Source organism: Streptomyces sp. NRRL S-244 (assembly GCF_000717915.1).
Lineage (GTDB): Bacteria > Actinomycetota > Actinomycetes > Streptomycetales > Streptomycetaceae > Streptomyces.
Window position 1 is genome coordinate 221,618 of sequence record NZ_JOCX01000003.1, and the last position, 17,676, is coordinate 239,293.

Here is a 17,676-nt window from a genome sequence, read left to right on the forward strand (position 1 = left end):
TCCGATCATGAGCGATCGCGACGAAGCCCGCCCCCGTACGCCGGCCCCCGCGAAGGGGTCCCGGGCGCCGATGCGGTTCACGGTGGTGCTGCGCACCCCCGCGCGGGCGGCGGAGCCGCTGTTCGCGCAGGCGCCGAAGGCCTGGCAGCGGATGCTGCCGTACGCGGTCGTCGGCATCTTCGTGGTGTCGCTGCTGCCGACGACCATCGCCGTGCTGACCAACGACTACAAGGCGGGCGGCGGCTGGGCGGGGGCGCTGGGCGTGGCCCAGACCGTGCCGTTGCTGCTGGCGGTGACACGGCCGCTGCCCGCGTGGGCCCTGGTCCTGGTCGCGGACACGGTCGGGGCGGTGGTGCTGGCGCACGCCGACGAGGTGGCCGGGCACGCCTGGCCGTGGACCCCGATGTGCATCGTCGGCTACCTGGTGCTGATGGTGTGCCTGGGGCTGCGCGAGTCGATCCGGACGCTGATCGGGGTGTGGCTGGTGACGGGCGCCGTCGGGGTGGTGCTCGGCTTCTTCGAACCCGACGGGGTGACCACCACGGTCGCGCTGCTCTTCGTACTGAGCGGGAGCTTCCTCGCCGTGACGGGGGCGCTGCGCGGGATCGGCGACGCGCAGCAGCGGATCGCCGAGCAGGAGAGCATCAGCGAGGCCGAGCGGGCCCGGCGGACCCTGCTGGAGGAACGGGCGCGGATCGCCCGGGAGCTGCACGACGTGGTGGCCCACCACATGTCGGTGATCACCGTGCAGGCGGACTCCGCGCCGTACCGGCTGCCCGGCATGCCGGAGCCGGTGCAGGAGGAGTTCGCCGCGATCGCGGCCAGTGCGCGCGAGTCGCTGGGCGAGATGCGGCGGCTGCTGACGGTGCTGCGCAGCGACGGGACGAACGGCGGGATCGGCGGGAACGGGGACGGCGGAGCGCCCGGCGGCGCGGGCGAGCTGGGCCCGCAGCCGGGGATCGGCCGGATCCAGCAGCTGGTGGAGGCGACCGTACGGGCCGGGCAGCCGGTGGAGTTGTCGCTCGCGGCGGGGGCGGAGCGGGCGGCGCCGCCGGCCGTGGACCTGTCGGCGTACCGGATCGTGCAGGAGGCCCTGGCGAACGTGGTGCGGCACGCGCCGGGCGCCGGGACCCGGGTCTCGGTGACGCACGACGCCGAGGAGGTCCTGGTGCTGGTGGTGAACGGCCCGGCGGCCCGGGACGCCGTGGTGGAGCCGGGGAGTCCGGGCACCGGACACGGCCTGGTCGGCATGCAGGAGCGCGTACGGTTGACGGGCGGGACGCTGGACACCGGTCCGCTGCCCGACGGCGGTTTCCGGGTCGCGGCCCGCCTGCCCCTGGCCGAACCGACGAACGACCCGACGAACGAGCCGACGAACGACCCGACCGAGGAAGCCAGTTGACCATCCGTGTGATCATCGTCGACGACCAGGCCATGGTGCGGGCGGGGTTCGCCGCCCTGCTGTCGGCGCAGGCCGACATCGACGTGGTGGGCGAGGCACCCGACGGGCGGCAGGGGGTGCAGGTCTCGCGCACCGTGCATCCCGACGTGGTGCTGATGGACGTGCGCATGCCGGAGATGGACGGGCTGTCGGCGGCCCGGGAGCTGCTCAGCCCGCCGCCGGGGGTGGTCCACCGGCCGAAGGTGCTGATGCTGACCACCTTCGACATCGACGACTACGTGTACGAGGCACTGCGCGCGGGCGCCTCGGGCTTCCTGCTGAAGGACGCCCCGCCGGCCGATCTGATCGCCGCGGTCCGGGTGGTCGCGTCGGGCGAGGCGCTGCTCGCGCCCTCGGTCACCCGGCGGCTGATCGCGGACTTCGTCCAGCAGCGGCCGGCCCCGCGCAAGGACCCGGCGCTGCGGCTGAAGGGGTTGACCCCGCGGGAGACCGAGGTGCTGGAGCTGATCGCGCGCGGGCTGTCGAACCAGGAGATCGCCGGGCACCTGGTGCTGGCCGAGCAGACGGTGAAGACGCACATCGGTCGGGTGCTGGCCAAGCTGGACCTGCGCGACCGCGCCCAGGCAGTGATCTTCGCGTACGAGGCGGGACTGGTACGGCCGGGCGACTCCGGCTGACGCCGTCACCAGCCGACTGCCGAGTTCCCCTGGTCGGCAACCGGTCAGTTCTGGACAGCCTCGTTCCTCAATCCCGCACGGGGCTCTGGCTGCGTGCAAGGGGAACGACCAGGGCGGTTTCTGAACAACGGGCTGCACTGAGCCCCCTCCTGCGGCCGTGTCAACGAGGCCGAATTCGTTCGCGCAAGACGCACAGCGGGGCATCGAGTCGCCACACATGCTGGATACTCCCACGCACGTGATCGGCGAAATCCAGAAGGACGGGTAGATGAGCAGTGGGGCTGGGGGCACTGGAGGCAGCGGCGGCGGAGCTGGGCCCGCCGGTGGGAGCCTTTCACCCAAAGCTAAGTGGATCATCGGAGCAATCGTCATCCCTCTCGTGGCAGCAGTGATCGCGGCACTGGCCAGCGTGCTTTCAGGCTCGGGCGACGAGACCACCACGACGTGCAGCGGCCAGGCCCAATGCGGGAACGGAAACAGTCGAGTTGAGCGGTAGGGGCGCCCGGGTGCACGCGAGGAAGAAGGCCCGCTGCGTCGCGGCAGCACTGACCATGCTCTCCCTCTGCTCCATTCAGGCATGCTCTCAGCAAAAAGTGCAGTGCAGCGGGGAGGCCCAGTGCGGGGACGGCAACGGACGTAACGCGGATGCCAAAAAGGCTGCCGAACTGGAAGTGGCGACCGTAACTGCCGAGATCAAGGCAGGCGTCTCCGGCGAGCAAGGCCGTGTCGGCGAGACGCCGGAAAAAGAAAGCGGTCTTCGAGCGGTCCACATCTACCTCACCGCGGGAAACCTGGGCGACCGTCCCGCATTGATCTCAAAAGCCACGATCACCTTCGAGAAGTCCGGCTACCTGAAGCCATGTTACGGAATTGGCGGGGATCTCCTCTCCACCGCGACGTACAGCTTCACCATCCCCGACGATCAGCCCCGCGGAGAAGGCGGATTGCTGCACAAGACGCCGTTCTCCATGACAAAGGACCTGACCCACGAAATCCCGCCCAACAAGTACGAGAAGTTCACCCTGACCGTGGGGCCGAAGACCATTCCTGACGGGGGGAGCCCCTGGTTCGGGGTCACCTATGTCACCCTCCATCGCGACACGGGTGAAGAAGTGAAGGTAGGACCGATTGCCGTGGTCAACTCGGGCGGAAACCCGGCATTCTATCCGGAGTTCGACAAGAACGCGTGGCACATCGAACAGGAAACCTTCTCCGGATGCACGAAGGAGAACGCGGACCTGGTTGCGTCGGTGATGAAGATTCCGAAACTGACACCCTCGACAGAATTCGCAAGCCTTCACAAGGCTTTGCAGGAATACCGATGACCCACGATTGAGGCACGGCCGCGGAGGATCCGTCTCCTCCACCCCCTACCGGGGTATGACATCCGGCTTGGCTCCACGGTCCGACGTGCGGTGCGGTACCTCCTTCCTACCTTCCTCCTCGTCACGAGGAGAGGAGAAGGGGCATGCGCCGCTTCGGAAGGACCCTGGTCACCGCCGCACTGGCCGTGGCCGTGGTCGGGGGGACCGCGGGCTGGGCCTCGGGCGACAGCCAGCGGGCGGTCACCGGGCCGCCGCCCGGCACCGCCGCCTGGCGGGCCGACACCGCGTCCGGCCGGTCGCTGCCCGACCCGGCGAACGCCTCGCCGTACGACGTGGCCCGGTTCTTCGCCGGGCTGGACGACGCCGAGCGCCGGGAGCTCGTACGCCGCCACCCGCTGGTGGTGGGCAACCTCGACGGTGCCCCGCTCACCCTCAGGTACGAGGCCAACCGGCTGGCCGTCCTCGCGACCGGCGAGGCGCGCTACGCCTCGCTCGCCTCGCCGGGGCGGCAGATCCTCGCCTTCGATCCGCGCGGGCGCGGCCAGGTCGTCGAGGTGTTCGGGGATCCGGGGCGGGCGGCGCACGTCTCGGTGGTCGTGCCGGGTTCGGACAGCGACGCCACCACGTACGACGCGAAGCGCGCGCCGCACACCGGGCCGGCCGGGATGGCCCGGTCGCTGCGCACCGCGGCCGGCGGGGACACCGCGGTGGTGGCCTGGGCCGGCTACACCACCCCCGTCGGGGTCGGTCTGGACGCGGCCTCCGGGCGGCTCGCCGAGGCGGGCGCGGACCGGCTGGCCCGGTTCACGGCGGGGCTCGACGCGGTCGGCGCGCCGGACCCGGTGCTGTTCTGCCACAGCTACGGCTCGGTGGTCGGGGGCCTGGCGGCCGGGCGTACGGACGCCAGCGACATCGTCGTGTTCGGCTCCCCCGGCATGCGCGCCGACACCGCCGCCGACCTGCACACCCGCGCCCGCATCTGGGCGGCCCGCGGGCCCTCCGACTGGATCGGCGACGTGCCGAACGTGGAGCTGGCCGGAATCGGCCACGGCGCCGACCCGACCTCCGCCTCCTTCGGCGCCCGCAAGGTGCCGGCCGCCGACGTGCACGGCCACACGGGCTACCTCGTACCCGGCACCCAGTCCCTGGCGGCCTTCGCCGCGATCGCGAAGGGAGAGGTCCGATGAGCACGCCGACCCGGCTCAGGAAGGCCGCCGACCGGATCGAGCGGCAGACCCCCGCCCACCGCGACCGGGCCGTCGACGGGTTGCGCGCCCTCGCCCTGCTGGCCGTGCCGACCGGGCACTGGCTGCTCGGCGGATTCACCCGCGACGCGGAGGGCGGCCTGCACAACGCCAGCCCGCTCTCCGCGTTCGGTGGTCTGGCCCCCGCCGGCTGGGTGCTCCAGATGCTCGGCATCTTCTTCCTCGTCGGCGGCTACGCCTCGGTGCTCTCCTACCACCGCCGCCCCGGGTCCGCCGGGGCCTGGCTGAAGGGCCGGATCGCCCGGCTGGGGCGGCCGGTGCTCGGGGTCACGGCGGTGTGGGCGCTGGCCGCGCCGGTGCTGTACGCGGCGGGGGTGCCGGAGGCCACGCTGCGGACGGGCGCCACGCTGGTCATCCAGCCGCTGTGGTTCGTCGGGGTGTACGTGGTGGTCACCGCGCTGACCCCGTACTGCGTACGGGCGGCGCACCGGCTCGGCGGCTGGGCGGCGGCCCCGTTGCTCGCCTCGGTCGCGGTGGTGGACTTCCTTCGGTACGGGCCGCCGGCCGACTCCGTTCCCTCCTGGCTGGCGGTGGTGAACATCCTGCCGGGCTGGTTGTTCGCGTACCAGCTGGGCGTGTCCTGGGGTGAGGGGCGCATCGGGCGGCGCGGGGCCTGGCTGCTGCTGGCGGGCGGGACCGTGCTGTTCGCGGCGCTGCTGGCGGTGTTCCACTACCCGGCGTCGATGGTGGGCGTACCGGGCGAGGCGCGGACCAATTCGCATCCGCCGTCGCTGCTGGTGCTGGCCCTGGCCGCGGCGCAGTCGGGGGCGGCGATATTGCTGCGCGACCGGCTCGCGAGGCTGCTGGCCCGGCCGGCGGTGTGGGCCCCGGTGGTCGTGATCAACCTGTGCGCGATGACGATCCTGTGCTGGCACCAGACGGCCATGCTGGCGGCGGCCGTCCCCGGTTCGTTCGCGGGTGGGCTGACGGGTCTGACGACGGCGCCGGACAGTGCGCTCTGGATCGCGGCGCGGCTGGCGTGGATGCCGGTGTTCGCGGTGCTGCTGGTGGGCATCGCCCGGTACGCCCGCCGGTTCGAGGAACCGTGGCGGGGGGCGACGGCGGTGCGGCGCACGCTCGCAGGGGTGCTGGCGGCCGGGTTCGCGGTGTTCGCGCTGGGTCTTGCCTAGCACCGGTCGCAGCACCGGTACAGGCCGAGGTGACGAGAGCGCCGCTCCCTCCGGGGAGCGGCGCTCTCGTCACCTCGGCGCGACGCGCGGGCGGGTCAGGCGATCGAGGCGGCCACGATGGCGGCCACCGCCAGGTTGCAGGAGGCCGTGACCCAGACCGCCGGGTGCGGCTCCGGGTCGACGACGATGGCGCCGAGCTTGCCGGGGGTCACCCAGTCCAGCACCAGGAAGGCGAGGCCCATCAGGACCAGGCCGAGCACCCCGAACGCGGCGGTGGACAGCAGCCCCTTGCCGAAGTCGTCGTACGTGGTCCAGATCGAGGTGAAGACGATCCCGCCGACGCCCAGGAGCGCGGAGCTCAGCATGACGGCCGCGTTCCGGTTGCGCTCCTCCCAGATCTGCTTCGGGAGCTTCCCGGGCGTCAGCACGTCCACGAGGACGATGCCGAGGATCAGCAGGACCAGGCCGAGGGCGCCGTAAGCGCTGGTGCGGCCAAGTCCGTTGATGATGTCGCTCATGGGGAAGCCGTTCTCCGCGGGGGTAGGAAGGACCTGCCGTACGTGACGGGGCACCTCCCGTCAGGGGGGTCAGGGTGGCCGAATCTATCGCACGGTCTCGCGGCGGGCCATGGGGAGGTCAGGAAATGGTAAAGCTCAGAGCGGCGCGGCCCGGTGAGGCGGACGAACTCACCGCTCTCGTGCTCCGCTCCAAGGCGTACTGGGGGTACGACGCCGCGTTCCTGGTCTCGTGCGCGCCGGAACTGCGGATCCCGGCCGGGGAGGTGGCGGGCCGCCGGATCGTGGTCGCAGAGGACGCGTCCGGCGGCGGGGTGCTGGGGCTCGCCTCCCTGGAGGGCGCGCCGCCGGTGGCCCGGCTGGGACTGCTGTTCGTGGAGCCGGAGGCCATCGGGCGGGGCGTGGGGCGGCGGCTGTACCGGGACGCGCTGCGCCGGGCCGCCGAACTGGGGTTCCGCAGGCTGCTGATCGACGCCGATCCGCATGCGGCCGGGTTCTACCGGGCGATGGGCGCGCTGGTTTCGCCGGAGTCCCGCGCGGCCGGTGGCGAGGACGAACCGCCCGCCGGGCTGGTGCGGTTCGAGGCGGAGCCCGCGCCGCTCGCCGACTGGGCGCGGGCCTGGACGGGCGGCGGGCCCGCCGTGCACGTGGGCAATGTCGCCGAGTTCAACGCCCAGTTCGCCGATGCGTCGCTGGCCCGCGAGCAGCGGGCCGCGCACCACTACGCCTGCCTGGCGGCGTTCTACAGCCCGTGGCCGGGGGCGCTGGTACTGCCCGGGGCGGTGCCGCCGGGCTGGATCGAGCGGGTCGGACGCCTCCTGGAATGGGAGGGGGTGGAGGTCTACGACGGCCTGGCGGCCGGCGGTCCCGGGCTGCCGCCGAATGCCGGGCTGTCGGACGCCGTACGGGCCCGGCCGGCGCTGGCCGGGCGGCTGGCCTCGGCCGGGCTGCCCCTCGTACCGTGGGGGCGGACGGCGGCCTTCGCGCGGCTGGCCGGGCTGCCGTGGCGGCCCCGCGAGCTGCGGTACGAGTCCAAGTCGGCGGCGCACGGCCTGTTCGGGCGGATCCTGGCGGGCGGCGGCCACCCCCTGATCCTGCTCCCCGGGCAGTGGCCGGCCCCCACCCGGCGGGTGGCGGCCAGGCTGCTGGCCGCCCGGGCCGGGGCGGGCGAGAGCACGGTGCTGAAGTCGGAGCACGGGGTCGGCGGTTCGGGCACCACCGTGGTGACGCCCGACCGGGTCCGGGCCGCGGGCGGCGCCCGCGCGGTGCTGCGCGCCCTGCCGCGCGGGCCCCTGCTGGTGGAGGAGTACGTGTCCGGCCCGGCCGAACCGGACGAGCCGCGGGATCTGACGTACGACGGGTTCGTGGACGGGGCGGGCCGGGTGCACGAGGCGGGCGGCGCGGTGATGGACGTGGCGGACGGCGAGTACCGCGGCGCGACGGCGGGCCCCGGGGTGGTGCCCGCGTGGGCGGAGAAACCGCTGCTCGCGTTCGGGGAGGCGGTGGGCCGGGAGCTGTCCGCCGCCGGCTACCGGGGCTGGTTCGACGTGGACTTCGTTGCCGACGGGGCGGGGCGGCTGGCGCCGACGGAGACGAACCTGCGGCTCACCGGTCCGTCGATCGCCTTCATGGTGGCGGCTCGGCTCGACGCGCTGCGCGGCGCCGGGCATCTCGTCCGGATCGCGGACCGGGTGGGGCTGGGGGCCAGGCTGCCCGGGGCCGCGCTCGACGAGCTGTGCGAGACGCTGGAGCGGGGCTGCGCGGAGCTCGGGGCGGTGTTCCTGCCCGCGATCCCGACGGGCGCCTTCGACCCGGCCCCCTGGCTGGGCGTGCTGGTGGCCGCGCACAGCAGAGAGGTGCTGGACGCGGCCGAGGCACTGGTACGGGCGGAGGCGCTCGCCGTGGGAGCGGGGTTCACGGAGGGTCAGCCGACGGAGTGGCCCGGGACGTCGGTGTCGGCGTCGGTGGGTGACGACGGCGTCCCCGTGACGTAGGCGGCGAGGACGCCGGCCGCGATCATCAGCGGAATGTTGAAGGCGTAGACGAGGGCTGCCTGGACCGGCCAGTCCTGCTTGGCCGCGAGCCGGTAGCAGTTGTCCTGCGGCCACCAGGCGACGAGCAGGTAGACCACCGCGAGATGGGCGGCCGTGGTGACGCCCTGGCTGTGGCCGTGGCCCCGCATCCGGGCACGGCCTGCGCAGAGGAACAGCAGCCCGGCTGCGAAGGCGGCCCCTTCGAACAGGTAGAGCACGAAGAAGAGGAAGGCCCACGGGGCCGGCACACCGCCCAGGTCGGTCGCGCCCGGCCAGACGACCTTCGAGAGGACGAAGAAGAAGAGCCCGGTGAAGACCACGAACCCGGCGCAGAGGGCGATCAGGGTGAACGGGTCGGCGGAAGGGAGGCCGGCGGCCGCGTACTTTCCACCTCCGCTCGCGCCCGGCTTCGTCGTGAGCACGGGCTGGGCCAGGGCGTCCCGGTTCTCCTGGCCCGCCCGGTTGCGGGGCAGGGCGCGCAGCCGGACCACGGCCTGCGGAATCTCCACCCGTTGCACCTTCCCCGCGAGGTGGTCGCGGAGCCGCCCGCTGTCCGGCAGGTCCGCGGCCGGGGGCCAGGCCTGCGCATCGGCGGGCGGGGCCAGGTAGGCGACCAGTCGGCGCGCACCGCTCGTGCCGTCCGGGACTTCGGCCACGAGGGCGGCGCCGATGTCCGGGTGGCTGCGGATGGCGGCTTCGACGGTGTGCGGGTCGAGTGCGCCGTCCGCCGTGGTGATCCGGTCCCGGATCCGTCCCTGGAACTCCAGCAGTCCGTCCGGGCGCAGCTCTGCCAGATCGCCGGTGGGGATCGGGTCGCCGCCGTCGGGCGGGGTGAGGCGGATCTGCCCGCCCGGGAGCTCCACCCGGCAGCCGGGGAACGAGGTGCCGATCAGGGAGAGCTGCTCGGGGTCGTCCAACGGGCCGGGCAGCTGTGGCAGTTCGAACCAGGTGCCGGTACCCGCGGTTTCGGTGGGTCCGTACACGTTGAGCAGCCGGGTGCCGGCGCGGAGCCTGCCCTGCAAGGCGGCCTGCTCGTCGAGGAAGAGCCGGTCGCCCGTGACCGTGACCAGGCGCAGCGACCGCAGTGCCGGGTCGGGGTCGCGGCGGCGCACGGCGTCGGAGCCGGGGCGCTCGGCGCCGCGTATGAGCAGCCGGGTCGCGCCGGCCGGGTCGGTGTGCAGCACGCTGACGCGCTCGGTCTCGACGGCCCGGCGGATCCCCTCGGGTGTCCAGGGCGTGCGCTCGGGCACGACGAGGGCGCCGCCCGAGCACAGCGCCCGGGTCCAGCCGGCCGTGAACGGGGTGAGGTCGGGGCCGTGGGTGATCAGGTGGCGGTCCTCTGGGACCGGCCGGATGACCTGGGCCCAGCCCTCGTGGGCGGCGAGCAGCCGTTCGTGGCCGAGGGGCACGGCGCGCGGGGACTCCGCTCCGGTGAACAGGACGGCGGCCGTCGCACCCGGCTCGGGCCGCTGCGGCGCTGCGGTGGGCCGGCCGGATATCGTGCTCGCCTCCGCGCCGAGCCGGATCACCCGCAGCCCGCCTCCGTCGTCCAGCCGGGCGTGGTGCGCGGCGTCGGTGAGCAGGACGTACGGCGTGAGGGCGGCGAGCTGCCGCTGCCCGGTGAGCGGGACTTCGACGTCGAGGACGGCGTACGCCCCGCCGGCCTTGAGGACGGCCAGGAGGGCGACGACGATCTCGGTCCGGCGGGCGGTCCCGATGGCCACGACGGCGCCGGGCGGCAGCCCCTCCGCCAGGAGGTGGTGCGCCAGCTGGTTGGCACGGACGTCCAGTTGCCCGTAGGTGAGGCTGTCCGCGCCGGCGATGACGGCGTAGCCCCGCGGGGTGTCGCGCGCCTGTTGCTCGAACAGGCGCAAGGCGGTGTCGGCGGTCGTCCGACCGGAGCGATCGGACCCTGGTTCCTGCGTCGATCCCTGGGTCATTCCCCGATGATGGCACCCCCCACCGACAGTCCGCAGGATGCTGAACATCCCTCGTACGAGCGGGGGTTCGGCACCGATCCGGCCGATCCATTGACCTCAAGCTTGGTTGAGGTCTTAGCGTTCCCCGCATGGACATGGAAGTCACAGCCTGGACATCGCTGCACAGCGCGATGAACGCCCAGCAGGACCGGCGCCCGCTCTCCCGGGCGAGCCTGCGCCGGGTCGCCGCCTTCGCCCGCCCGCACCGCCGCGGGCTCACCCTCTTCCTGCTGCTCAGCGTGGTGACCGCGCTGCTCGCGGTCGCCACCCCGGTGCTCGCCAGCCGGGTGGTCACCGCCATCGTGGACGGCAAGGACAGCGGTACGGTCACCCGGCTCGCCCTGTTCATCGCCGTGATCGCGGTGGCGGAGGCGGCGCTCGGGCTGCTCACCCGCAAGCTGTCGGCCACCCTCGGGGAGGGGCTGATCCTGGACCTTCGGACGGCCGTCTTCGACCACGTGCAGCGGATGCCGGTCGCCTTCTTCACGCGGACCCGCACCGGCGCGCTCGTCAGCCGGCTCAACAACGACGTGATCGGCGCCCAGCGGGCGTTCAGCAACACCCTGTCCGGGGTGGTCGCCAACACGGTGACCCTGCTGCTGACGCTCGCCGTGATGCTGGGCATCTCCTGGCAGATCACCCTGCTGGCCCTCGTCCTGCTGCCGGTGTTCGTGCTCCCGGCCCGCCGCATGGGGACGCGGATGGCCGCGATGCAGCGGGAGGCGTCGACCCTGAACGCGGCGATGGGCACGCAGATGACGGAGCGTTTCTCCGCCCCCGGCGCCACCCTCGTCAAGCTCTTCGGGCGGCCCGCCGACGAGTCCGCCGAGTTCGCGGCGCGGGCGGCGCGCGTACGGGACATCGGGATCCGTTCGGCGATGGCCCAGTCCGCGTTCATCACCGCGCTCACCCTCGTCTCGGCCCTCGCGCTCGCGCTCGTCTACGGGCTCGGCGGGTACTACGCCCTGCGCGGGACCCTGGACGCAGGGAACGTCGTCGCGCTCGCCCTGCTGCTGACCCGGCTGTACGCCCCGCTGACCTCCCTCGCCGGCGCCCGCGTCGAGGTGATGAGCGCCCTGGTGAGCTTCGAGCGGGTCTTCGAGATCCTCGACCTGAAGCCGCTGATCGCCCAGAAGCCGGACGCCGGCCGGGTGCCGGAGGGGCCGGTGGCCGTGGAGTTCGACCGGGTCTCCTTCGGCTACCCCTCCCCCGACAAGGTCTCGCTCGCCTCGCTGGAGGAGGTCGCGGTCCTCGACTCCCGGGGCGGTACACAGGTCCTGCACGAGGTGTCGTTCCGCGCCGAGCCCGGGCAGATGGTCGCGCTCGTCGGCTCGTCCGGCGCCGGCAAGTCCACCATCGCGCAGCTGCTGCCCCGGCTCTACGACGCCGACGCGGGCGCCGTCCGCCTGGGCGGGGTCGACGTACGGGACCTCACGGCCGACTCGATCCGGGAGACGCTCGGCATGGTCACCCAGGACGGGCACCTCTTCCACGAGTCGGTGCGGTCCAACCTGCTGCTGGCGCGGCCGGGGGCGAGCGAGGAGGAGATCTGGGAGGCCCTGCGCCGCTCGCGGCTGGACGGGCTGGTCGCCTCGTTGCCGGACGGCCTGGACACGGTGGTCGGCGAGCGCGGCTACCGCCTCTCGGGCGGCGAGCGCCAGCGGCTCACCATCGCGCGGCTGCTGCTGGCCCGGCAGCGGGTGGTGATCCTGGACGAGGCGACGGCGCACCTGGACTCCACCTCGGAGGCGGCGGTGCAGGAGGCCCTGGGCGAGGCCCTGGCGGGCCGGACCGCGGTGGTGATCGCGCACCGGCTGTCGACCGTACAGGCGGCCGACCTGATCCTGGTGGTCGAGGACGGCCGGATCGTGGAGCGCGGTACGCACCCGGAGCTGCTGGCCGCGGGCGGGCGGTACGAGGAGCTGTACCGGACCCAGTTCGCGGCGGCGGAGACCGCCGCTCCGGGCGGCGCCGTACCGGCTGCGGGAGCATGATGCCGGGAGGCCCGCGCGCGGCGGGCCTCCGCCGAGCACCGGCCGTGGAGCACGTGGAGCACGTGGAGCACCGATGGACATCAAGCTGGAGCTGGTCGCCGTCCCCGTCACCGACGTCGACCGGGCCAAGGCCTTCTACGAGCGGATCGGCTTCCACGCCGACCACGACGTCACCGTGAGCGAGGACATCCGCTTCGTGCAGCTGACCCCGCCGGGGTCGGCCTGCTCGATCGCCCTGGGCAAGGGGCTCACCCGGATGGCCCCGGGGTCGCTGGACAACATGCAGGTCGTCGTCACCGACATCGAGGAGGCGTACGAGGACCTGCGCGGCCGGGGCATCGAGGTGACGGAGATCCAGGACATGCCGTGGGGCTCGTTCGTGTACTTCTCCGACCCGGACGGCAACGGCTGGGCGGTCCAGCAGACGACCCCGCGCACGGCGGCGGCCGAGGGCTAGAGTCACGAGGGGCCGCGCCCGGGTGCGCCGGGCGTGGGATGACCCGCCGGGCGGGGTGCGGCGCCGAGACTGGACGGACTGGACGTATCCGGAAGGGAAGTGACGCCGTGAACACTGTCGCACTGCTGGGCACCGGGACCATGGGCTCGGGGATGGCACGGAACCTGCTGCGGGCCGGGCTGGGGCTGCGGGTGTGGAACCGGACCCGGGACAAGGCCGAACCGCTGGCCGCGGATGGCGCGGTGGTCGTGGACACGCCGGCCGAGGCGGTCGCCGGGGCCGACGTGGTACTGACCATGCTGACGGACGGCGCGGCCGTGGCGCAGGCGATGGCCGCCGCCGTGCCGGGGCTGCGCGCGGGGCAGGTGTGGGCGCAGATGAGCACGGTCGGCGTGGCCGCGCTCGACGAACTGGCCGGCTTCGCCCGCGAGCACGGCCTGGTGTTCGTGGACGCCCCGGTGCAGGGCACCCGGCAGCCCGCCGAGGCCGGGACGCTGGTCGTACTGGCCTCCGGACCGGCGGATCCGCGGCTGGACCCGGTGTTCGACGCGGTGGGCGCCAAGACGCTGTGGGCCGGGTCCGAGGCGGGGGCCGCGACCCGGCTGAAGCTGACCACGGTCGGGTACGCGATCACGTTGACGGCGGCGGTCGGCGAGGCCCTCGCGCTGGCGGAGGGGCTGGGGGTGGACCCGGGCCTGTTCGCGCAGGCGCTGACCGGCGGCCCGATGGACAACCCGTACCTCCAGGCGAAGATGAAGGCCGTCCTGGAACGGGACTTCGCGCCCAGCTTCACGGTGCACGGCGCCGAGAAGGACACCGGCCTGATCGCGGAGGCGGCGGACGGGGCGGGTATCGCGGTCGACCTGGCCCGGGCCACGGGAGCCCGCATGCACCGCGCCGCGGCCGGCGGCCACGCCGAAGAGGACATGGCCGCCGCCTACTACGCCGGCTTCGAGAACGTGCCCGTGGGGAACGTGTCCTGAACCCGGTGTGCCAGAAGGCGGTTTAGGGGCGCCTCAGGCGCGCTTCAGGGGCCGGTCACGGGGAGGTGGGCGCCGGGGCGAGGACGTCGAGCTCCTCCAGGGCGCCCACCGCGATCTGCCGGGTCAGGGACTCGGCGCGGGCCGCGTCGCCCTCCCGTACGGCCTCGGCGACCTGGACGTGGAGGGTGACGGCGGCCGGGTCGGGGTCGGGGAACATCACGACGTGCTGCGTACGGCCGGTCAGGACCTCGGCGACGACGTCGCCGAGGCGGGCGAACATCTCGTTGCCGGAGGCGTTCAGCACGATCCGGTGGAAGTCGATGTCGTGGCGCAGGTACGCGTCGAGCTGGTGGCCGCGCGAGGTGCTGACCATGCCGAGGGCGGCCTCGGTGAGCGCGGCGCACTGGCCGGGGGTGGCCCGGTCTGCGGCGAGGCCGGCCGCGACCGGCTCGATCGCGGAGCGCAGCACGGTCAGGGAGCGCAGCTGGCGGGGGCGGTCGGCGCCGGCGAGGCGCCAGCGGATGACGCGCGGGTCGTAGACGTTCCACTCCTCGGCGGGGCGCACGGTGACGCCGACCCGGCGCCGGGACTCGACCAGTTGCATGGACTCCAGGACGCGCACGACCTCGCGGACCACGGTGCGCGAGGCGTCGAAGCGCTCCGCGATCTCGTCGGTGCGCAGGACGCTGCCCGGCGGGTGCTCGCCCGCGGTGATCGCGAGGCCGAGGGTGTCCAGCACGTGGGAGTGGAGTCCCTGGCCTTCGGTGGTCATGGCGTAAGCGTACGGCGACCCCTCAGCAGCCAAAAGATGTGATGTTTTGCCATCCGACTCTTGAATAAGTACTACTTAATGGGCTTCAGTGAGGGCGCACGAACCGATGTCGACGAGGACAGCGAGGTACGAAGTGAGCGGCACCCAGCGCGTGCTGGTGGTGATGGGCGTGGCCGGCACGGGCAAGACGACCGTGGGCAGGCTGCTCGCGGACGCGCTCGGCCTCCCGTACGTGGAGGGCGACGCGTTCCACCCGGCGGCCAATGTCGCCAAGATGTCCGCCGGGATTCCGCTGGACGACGCCGACCGGCGGCCCTGGCTGGACGCCATCGGCGCGTGGATCACCGCCCGGCCGGCCGGGCGGGGCGCGGTGGTGGCCTCGTCGGCGCTCAAGCGCGCGTACCGCGACCGGCTGCGCGGCGCCGCGCCCGACGCGGTGTTCGTGCACCTGACCGGCGAGCGCCCGCTGATCGAGCGTCGCATGGCGGCGCGTACGGGCCACTTCATGCCGACCGCGCTGCTGGACTCGCAGTTCGCCACGCTCGAGCCGCTCCGGCGGGACGAACTCGGCGTCGTCGTCGACGTGTCCGGATCACCCGAGGAGATCACCGAACGGGCCCTGGGGGCGCTGTCCGCGCTGCCCGGCATCTGCCCGACCGCCGCTCCCTCCCGAGAAAGCTAAGGAACCCCCACCGTGACAGGTCTCAGCGTCGAGATACTGGCAGCGGCCGCGCCCGCCCCGATCACCTCGGCCGGGAACACCCAGCTGGGCGTGGCCGTCCTCGCGGGTATCGCCGCCATCGTCCTGCTCATCACCCGCCTCAAGCTGCACGCCTTCCTGGCGCTGACGATCGGCTCGCTCGCCCTCGGGGTGTTCGCGGGCGCCCCGCTGGACAAGACCATCGTGAGTTTCACGGCCGGGCTCGGCGCCACGGTCGCGGGGGTCGGCGTACTGATCGCGCTCGGCGCGATCCTCGGCCGGCTGCTCGCGGACTCGGGCGGCGCGGACGAGATCGTCGACACCATCCTCGCCAAGGCCAAGGGCCGGGCGATGCCCTGGGCCATGGTGCTGATCGCCTCGGTGATCGGGCTGCCGCTCTTCTTCGAGGTCGGCATCGTGCTGCTGATCCCGGTGGTGCTGCTGGTGGCCAAGCGCGGCAACTACTCCCTGATGCGGATCGGCATCCCGGCGCTGGCCGGCCTGTCCGTGATGCACGGGCTGATCCCGCCGCACCCCGGCCCGCTCGTCGCCATCGACGCGCTGCACGCCAACCTCGGCGTGACGCTCGCGCTCGGCGTGGTGGTCGCGATCCCGACCGTGATCATCGCCGGGCCGCTGTTCTCCCGGTACGCGGCCCGCTGGGTGGACATCCCGGCGCCCGAGCAGATGATCCCGCAGCGGACCTCCGCGGAGCCGGAACACCGTCCCCGGTTCGGGGCGACGGTCTTCACCGTGCTGCTGCCCGTGGCGCTGATGCTGGTCAAGGCGCTTGTTGACATCGTTGTCGACGATCCGGAGAACGGCGTGCAGCGGGTCACGGACGTCGCGGGCTCCCCGCTGATCGCGCTGCTCGCGGCGGTGCTCGTGGGCATGTTCACCCTCGGCCGGGCGGCCGGGTTCACGAAGGAACGGCTCTCGACGACGGTGGAGAAGTCGCTGGCCCCGATCGCGGGCATCCTGCTCATCGTGGGCGCGGGCGGCGGCTTCAAGCAGACCCTGATCGACGCGGGCGTCGGCCGGATGATCCTGGACCTGTCGGAGGGCTGGTCGATCCCGGCCCTGCTGCTGGCGTGGCTGATCGCCGTGGCCATCCGGCTCGCGACGGGCTCGGCGACGGTCGCCACGATCTCGGCTGCCGGGCTGGTGGCTCCGCTCGCCGCGGGCATGTCGACCACGGAGACGGCACTGCTGGTGCTGGCGATCGGGTCGGGCTCGCTGTTCTTCAGCCACGTCAACGACGCCGGGTTCTGGCTCGTCAAGGAGTACTTCGGGATGACGGTCGGGCAGACGGTCAAGACCTGGTCGGTGATGGAGACCATCATCTCGGTGGTCGGCCTGGGCTTCGTCCTGCTGCTGTCACTCGTCCTCTAGCTGCGCGGCCGCCACGGCGAGGCCGTTCGCGGCCGTGGCGCAGCGGTCGGCCAGGGCGGCGACCTCGGCGCGGAACGCGTCAGCCTGCGGGCCCTGCCAGTCCAGCGCTTCGGCTGCCGCGTGCAGCCGGAGCGCATGGGCGCGCAGGGCGGCGGAGTGGCCGCGCAGGCCGTCGGCCGGGTCCGGCGGGCCGGGCCGGAGCCGGGTGGCGGGGCTCACCGGCTGCGCCAGGGCTGGACGAGGAGGATGCCGCCGGTGCCGAGCAGGCCGATGGTGTGGACGCAGCCTTTGTGCGGGGCGGCCGGGGCGGGGCGTTGCCCCTGGTCCCGGCTCCGATCCCGGCCCTGATCCCGGCCCTGATCCCTGTTCCGGTCCCGGTCACGGTCGAAGAACGCCCGGACGGCGGCGCCCAGTCCGAGCAGCGGCTGCGCGGGCACGGCCCGGCCGGTGGCCACCTGCCAGCCGGCGTGGTCGTTGAAGGGGTTCGCGTCGGTCAGGGCGTTCCAGGCGAACAGGTCGGCGAAGGACGGGGACAGCAGCGCGAACGCCCGCTCGGCGCCCCGGTCCCGCATCAGCCGGCGGAACACCCGGACGGCCGCCGCCTGTCGGTCCTCGTCCACGGCCCGGAGGATCGCCGCGCAGTCGGGGTCGTCCAGCAGGTCGGGCCGTTCCGCGCTCGCCGCCCGGATCCGGGCCTTGAGTCCGCAGACGGCGAGGCTGACGGCGAGGCTCTCGCGGCCGGTGAGGATCCCGGCGAACCAGCCGGCCCGCGCCACCCCCCTGCCGCGCGGTGCCCAGCCCAGGCCCGCCGGGTCGGTGAGGGTGTGCAGGAGGGTGCGCCAGCCGTGCCGGGAGCGGGTGCGGCGGCGCCCGAGGGCGGCGGCCGGGAGCCGGGTGCCGAGGGCCAGTTCGGAGGCGTGCCGGGCGGCTTCGCCGACGGCGTCGGCGGCCTCGGCGAGCTCGCGGCACAGGGCGTCGAGCAGCTCGGCGTCCGGGTCGGTGGGCGCGGAGGTCGCGGCGTCGGACATGGAATCCTCGCGGGATGTCGGTGG

16 protein-coding genes are annotated in these 17,676 nt (G+C 73.5%); 11 read left to right on the forward strand and 5 right to left on the reverse strand.

What is annotated here, in order from left to right; genetic code table 11:
- Window positions 1–7: 7 nt before the first annotated feature.
- The 5 genes from IF02_RS0104945 (at window position 8) to IF02_RS0104965 (ending at window position 5,799) form a co-directional block, all read left to right on the forward strand.
- Window positions 8–1,402, forward strand: a complete 1,395-nt coding sequence (locus IF02_RS0104945; protein ID WP_051695784.1) for a histidine kinase — start codon at window positions 8–10, stop codon at window positions 1,400–1,402.
- Window positions 1,399–2,079: a response regulator gene (locus tag IF02_RS0104950; protein ID WP_030154001.1), complete on the forward strand. Its 681-nt coding sequence runs from the start codon at window positions 1,399–1,401 to the stop codon at window positions 2,077–2,079. Before IF02_RS0104945 ends, IF02_RS0104950 begins: the two co-directional genes overlap by 4 nt.
- A gap of 506 nt (window positions 2,080–2,585) precedes the next feature.
- Window positions 2,586–3,404 (forward strand): hypothetical protein, encoded by an 819-nt coding sequence (locus IF02_RS0104955; RefSeq protein WP_158708456.1) that lies wholly within the window; start codon window positions 2,586–2,588, stop codon window positions 3,402–3,404.
- A gap of 143 nt (window positions 3,405–3,547) precedes the next feature.
- Complete coding sequence (locus IF02_RS0104960) at window positions 3,548–4,591, forward strand: alpha/beta hydrolase (protein ID WP_030154003.1); 1,044 nt, start codon at window positions 3,548–3,550, stop codon at window positions 4,589–4,591.
- Window positions 4,588–5,799 (forward strand): acyltransferase family protein, encoded by a 1,212-nt coding sequence (locus tag IF02_RS0104965; protein ID WP_030154004.1) that lies wholly within the window; start codon window positions 4,588–4,590, stop codon window positions 5,797–5,799. The genes IF02_RS0104960 and IF02_RS0104965 overlap by 4 nt, the downstream gene beginning before the upstream one ends.
- Before the next feature lie 95 nt (window positions 5,800–5,894).
- Here IF02_RS0104965 and IF02_RS0104970 read toward each other — a convergent pair whose 3' ends face one another.
- The gene (locus tag IF02_RS0104970) at window positions 5,895–6,317 is read right to left on the reverse strand and encodes a DUF350 domain-containing protein (RefSeq protein WP_030154005.1); all 423 of its coding nucleotides are present in this window, start codon (window positions 6,315–6,317) and stop codon (window positions 5,895–5,897) included.
- A gap of 125 nt (window positions 6,318–6,442) precedes the next feature.
- Here IF02_RS0104970 and IF02_RS34230 point away from each other — a divergent pair, with 125 nt between their 5' ends.
- On the forward strand, window positions 6,443–8,308 hold the full coding sequence (locus tag IF02_RS34230) for a GNAT family N-acetyltransferase (protein ID WP_106977211.1): 1,866 nt from the start codon (window positions 6,443–6,445) through the stop codon (window positions 8,306–8,308).
- Here IF02_RS34230 and IF02_RS0104980 read toward each other — a convergent pair.
- Window positions 8,239–10,287 (reverse strand): AMP-binding protein, encoded by a 2,049-nt coding sequence (locus IF02_RS0104980; protein ID WP_158708457.1) that lies wholly within the window; start codon window positions 10,285–10,287, stop codon window positions 8,239–8,241. The two genes, IF02_RS34230 and IF02_RS0104980, sit on opposite strands and share 70 nt — an antisense overlap.
- A 128-nt stretch (window positions 10,288–10,415) precedes the next feature.
- Between IF02_RS0104980 and IF02_RS0104985 the strand changes: the two genes are divergently transcribed.
- From IF02_RS0104985 to IF02_RS0104995, 3 genes are all read left to right on the forward strand, one after another.
- Complete coding sequence (locus IF02_RS0104985; protein ID WP_030154008.1) at window positions 10,416–12,320, forward strand: ABC transporter ATP-binding protein; 1,905 nt, start codon at window positions 10,416–10,418, stop codon at window positions 12,318–12,320.
- 73 nt (window positions 12,321–12,393) lie between these two features.
- Window positions 12,394–12,777, forward strand: coding sequence for a VOC family protein (locus IF02_RS0104990; protein ID WP_030154009.1), 384 nt, complete (start codon window positions 12,394–12,396; stop codon window positions 12,775–12,777).
- A gap of 107 nt (window positions 12,778–12,884) precedes the next feature.
- Entirely contained in the window at window positions 12,885–13,760 is an 876-nt protein-coding gene (locus tag IF02_RS0104995) for an NAD(P)-dependent oxidoreductase (RefSeq protein ID WP_267880906.1), read from the forward strand.
- 55 nt (window positions 13,761–13,815) lie between these two features.
- Here IF02_RS0104995 and IF02_RS0105000 read toward each other — a convergent pair whose 3' ends face one another.
- On the reverse strand, window positions 13,816–14,532 hold the full coding sequence (locus tag IF02_RS0105000) for a FadR/GntR family transcriptional regulator (RefSeq protein ID WP_030154011.1): 717 nt from the start codon (window positions 14,530–14,532) through the stop codon (window positions 13,816–13,818).
- A 163-nt stretch (window positions 14,533–14,695) separates the two neighbouring features.
- On the opposite strand from IF02_RS0105000, the gene IF02_RS0105005 reads away from it, so the two are divergent.
- Both IF02_RS0105005 and IF02_RS0105010 read left to right on the forward strand, forming a co-directional pair.
- A complete protein-coding gene (locus IF02_RS0105005; protein ID WP_234318108.1) occupies window positions 14,696–15,214 on the forward strand; it encodes a gluconokinase in 519 nt (172 codons plus the stop codon).
- A gap of 12 nt (window positions 15,215–15,226) precedes the next feature.
- The gene (locus tag IF02_RS0105010) at window positions 15,227–16,624 is read left to right on the forward strand and encodes a gluconate:H+ symporter (RefSeq protein WP_030154013.1); all 1,398 of its coding nucleotides are present in this window, start codon (window positions 15,227–15,229) and stop codon (window positions 16,622–16,624) included.
- On the opposite strand, the gene IF02_RS34715 is transcribed toward IF02_RS0105010, so the two are convergent.
- Window positions 16,610–16,843, reverse strand: a complete 234-nt coding sequence (locus IF02_RS34715) for a hypothetical protein (RefSeq protein ID WP_030154014.1) — start codon at window positions 16,841–16,843, stop codon at window positions 16,610–16,612. The genes IF02_RS0105010 and IF02_RS34715 overlap by 15 nt on opposite strands.
- The gene (locus tag IF02_RS0105020; RefSeq protein WP_051695792.1) at window positions 16,840–17,652 is read right to left on the reverse strand and encodes a hypothetical protein; all 813 of its coding nucleotides are present in this window, start codon (window positions 17,650–17,652) and stop codon (window positions 16,840–16,842) included. Before IF02_RS0105020 ends, IF02_RS34715 begins: the two co-directional genes overlap by 4 nt.
- Window positions 17,653–17,676: the final 24 nt, after the last annotated feature.

Bases quoted from the DNA above. Each gene is read 5' to 3' on its own strand.
- IF02_RS0104945 (WP_051695784.1), top strand. From the start codon at position 8: ATGAGCGATCGCGACGAAGCCCGCCCCCGTACGCCGGCCCCCGCGAAG.
- IF02_RS0104960 (WP_030154003.1), top strand. From the start codon at position 3,548: ATGCGCCGCTTCGGAAGGACCCTGGTCACCGCCGCACTGGCCGTGGCC.
- IF02_RS0104965 (WP_030154004.1), top strand. From the start codon at position 4,588: ATGAGCACGCCGACCCGGCTCAGGAAGGCCGCCGACCGGATCGAGCGG.
- IF02_RS0104970 (WP_030154005.1), bottom strand. From the start codon at position 6,317: ATGAGCGACATCATCAACGGACTTGGCCGCACCAGCGCTTACGGCGCC.
- IF02_RS34230 (WP_106977211.1), top strand. From the start codon at position 6,443: ATGGTAAAGCTCAGAGCGGCGCGGCCCGGTGAGGCGGACGAACTCACC.
- IF02_RS0104980 (WP_158708457.1), bottom strand. From the start codon at position 10,287: ATGACCCAGGGATCGACGCAGGAACCAGGGTCCGATCGCTCCGGTCGG.
- IF02_RS0104985 (WP_030154008.1), top strand. From the start codon at position 10,416: ATGGACATGGAAGTCACAGCCTGGACATCGCTGCACAGCGCGATGAAC.
- IF02_RS0104990 (WP_030154009.1), top strand. From the start codon at position 12,394: ATGGACATCAAGCTGGAGCTGGTCGCCGTCCCCGTCACCGACGTCGAC.
- IF02_RS0105000 (WP_030154011.1), bottom strand. From the start codon at position 14,532: ATGACCACCGAAGGCCAGGGACTCCACTCCCACGTGCTGGACACCCTC.
- IF02_RS0105005 (WP_234318108.1), top strand. From the start codon at position 14,696: ATGGGCGTGGCCGGCACGGGCAAGACGACCGTGGGCAGGCTGCTCGCG.
- IF02_RS0105020 (WP_051695792.1), bottom strand. From the start codon at position 17,652: ATGTCCGACGCCGCGACCTCCGCGCCCACCGACCCGGACGCCGAGCTG.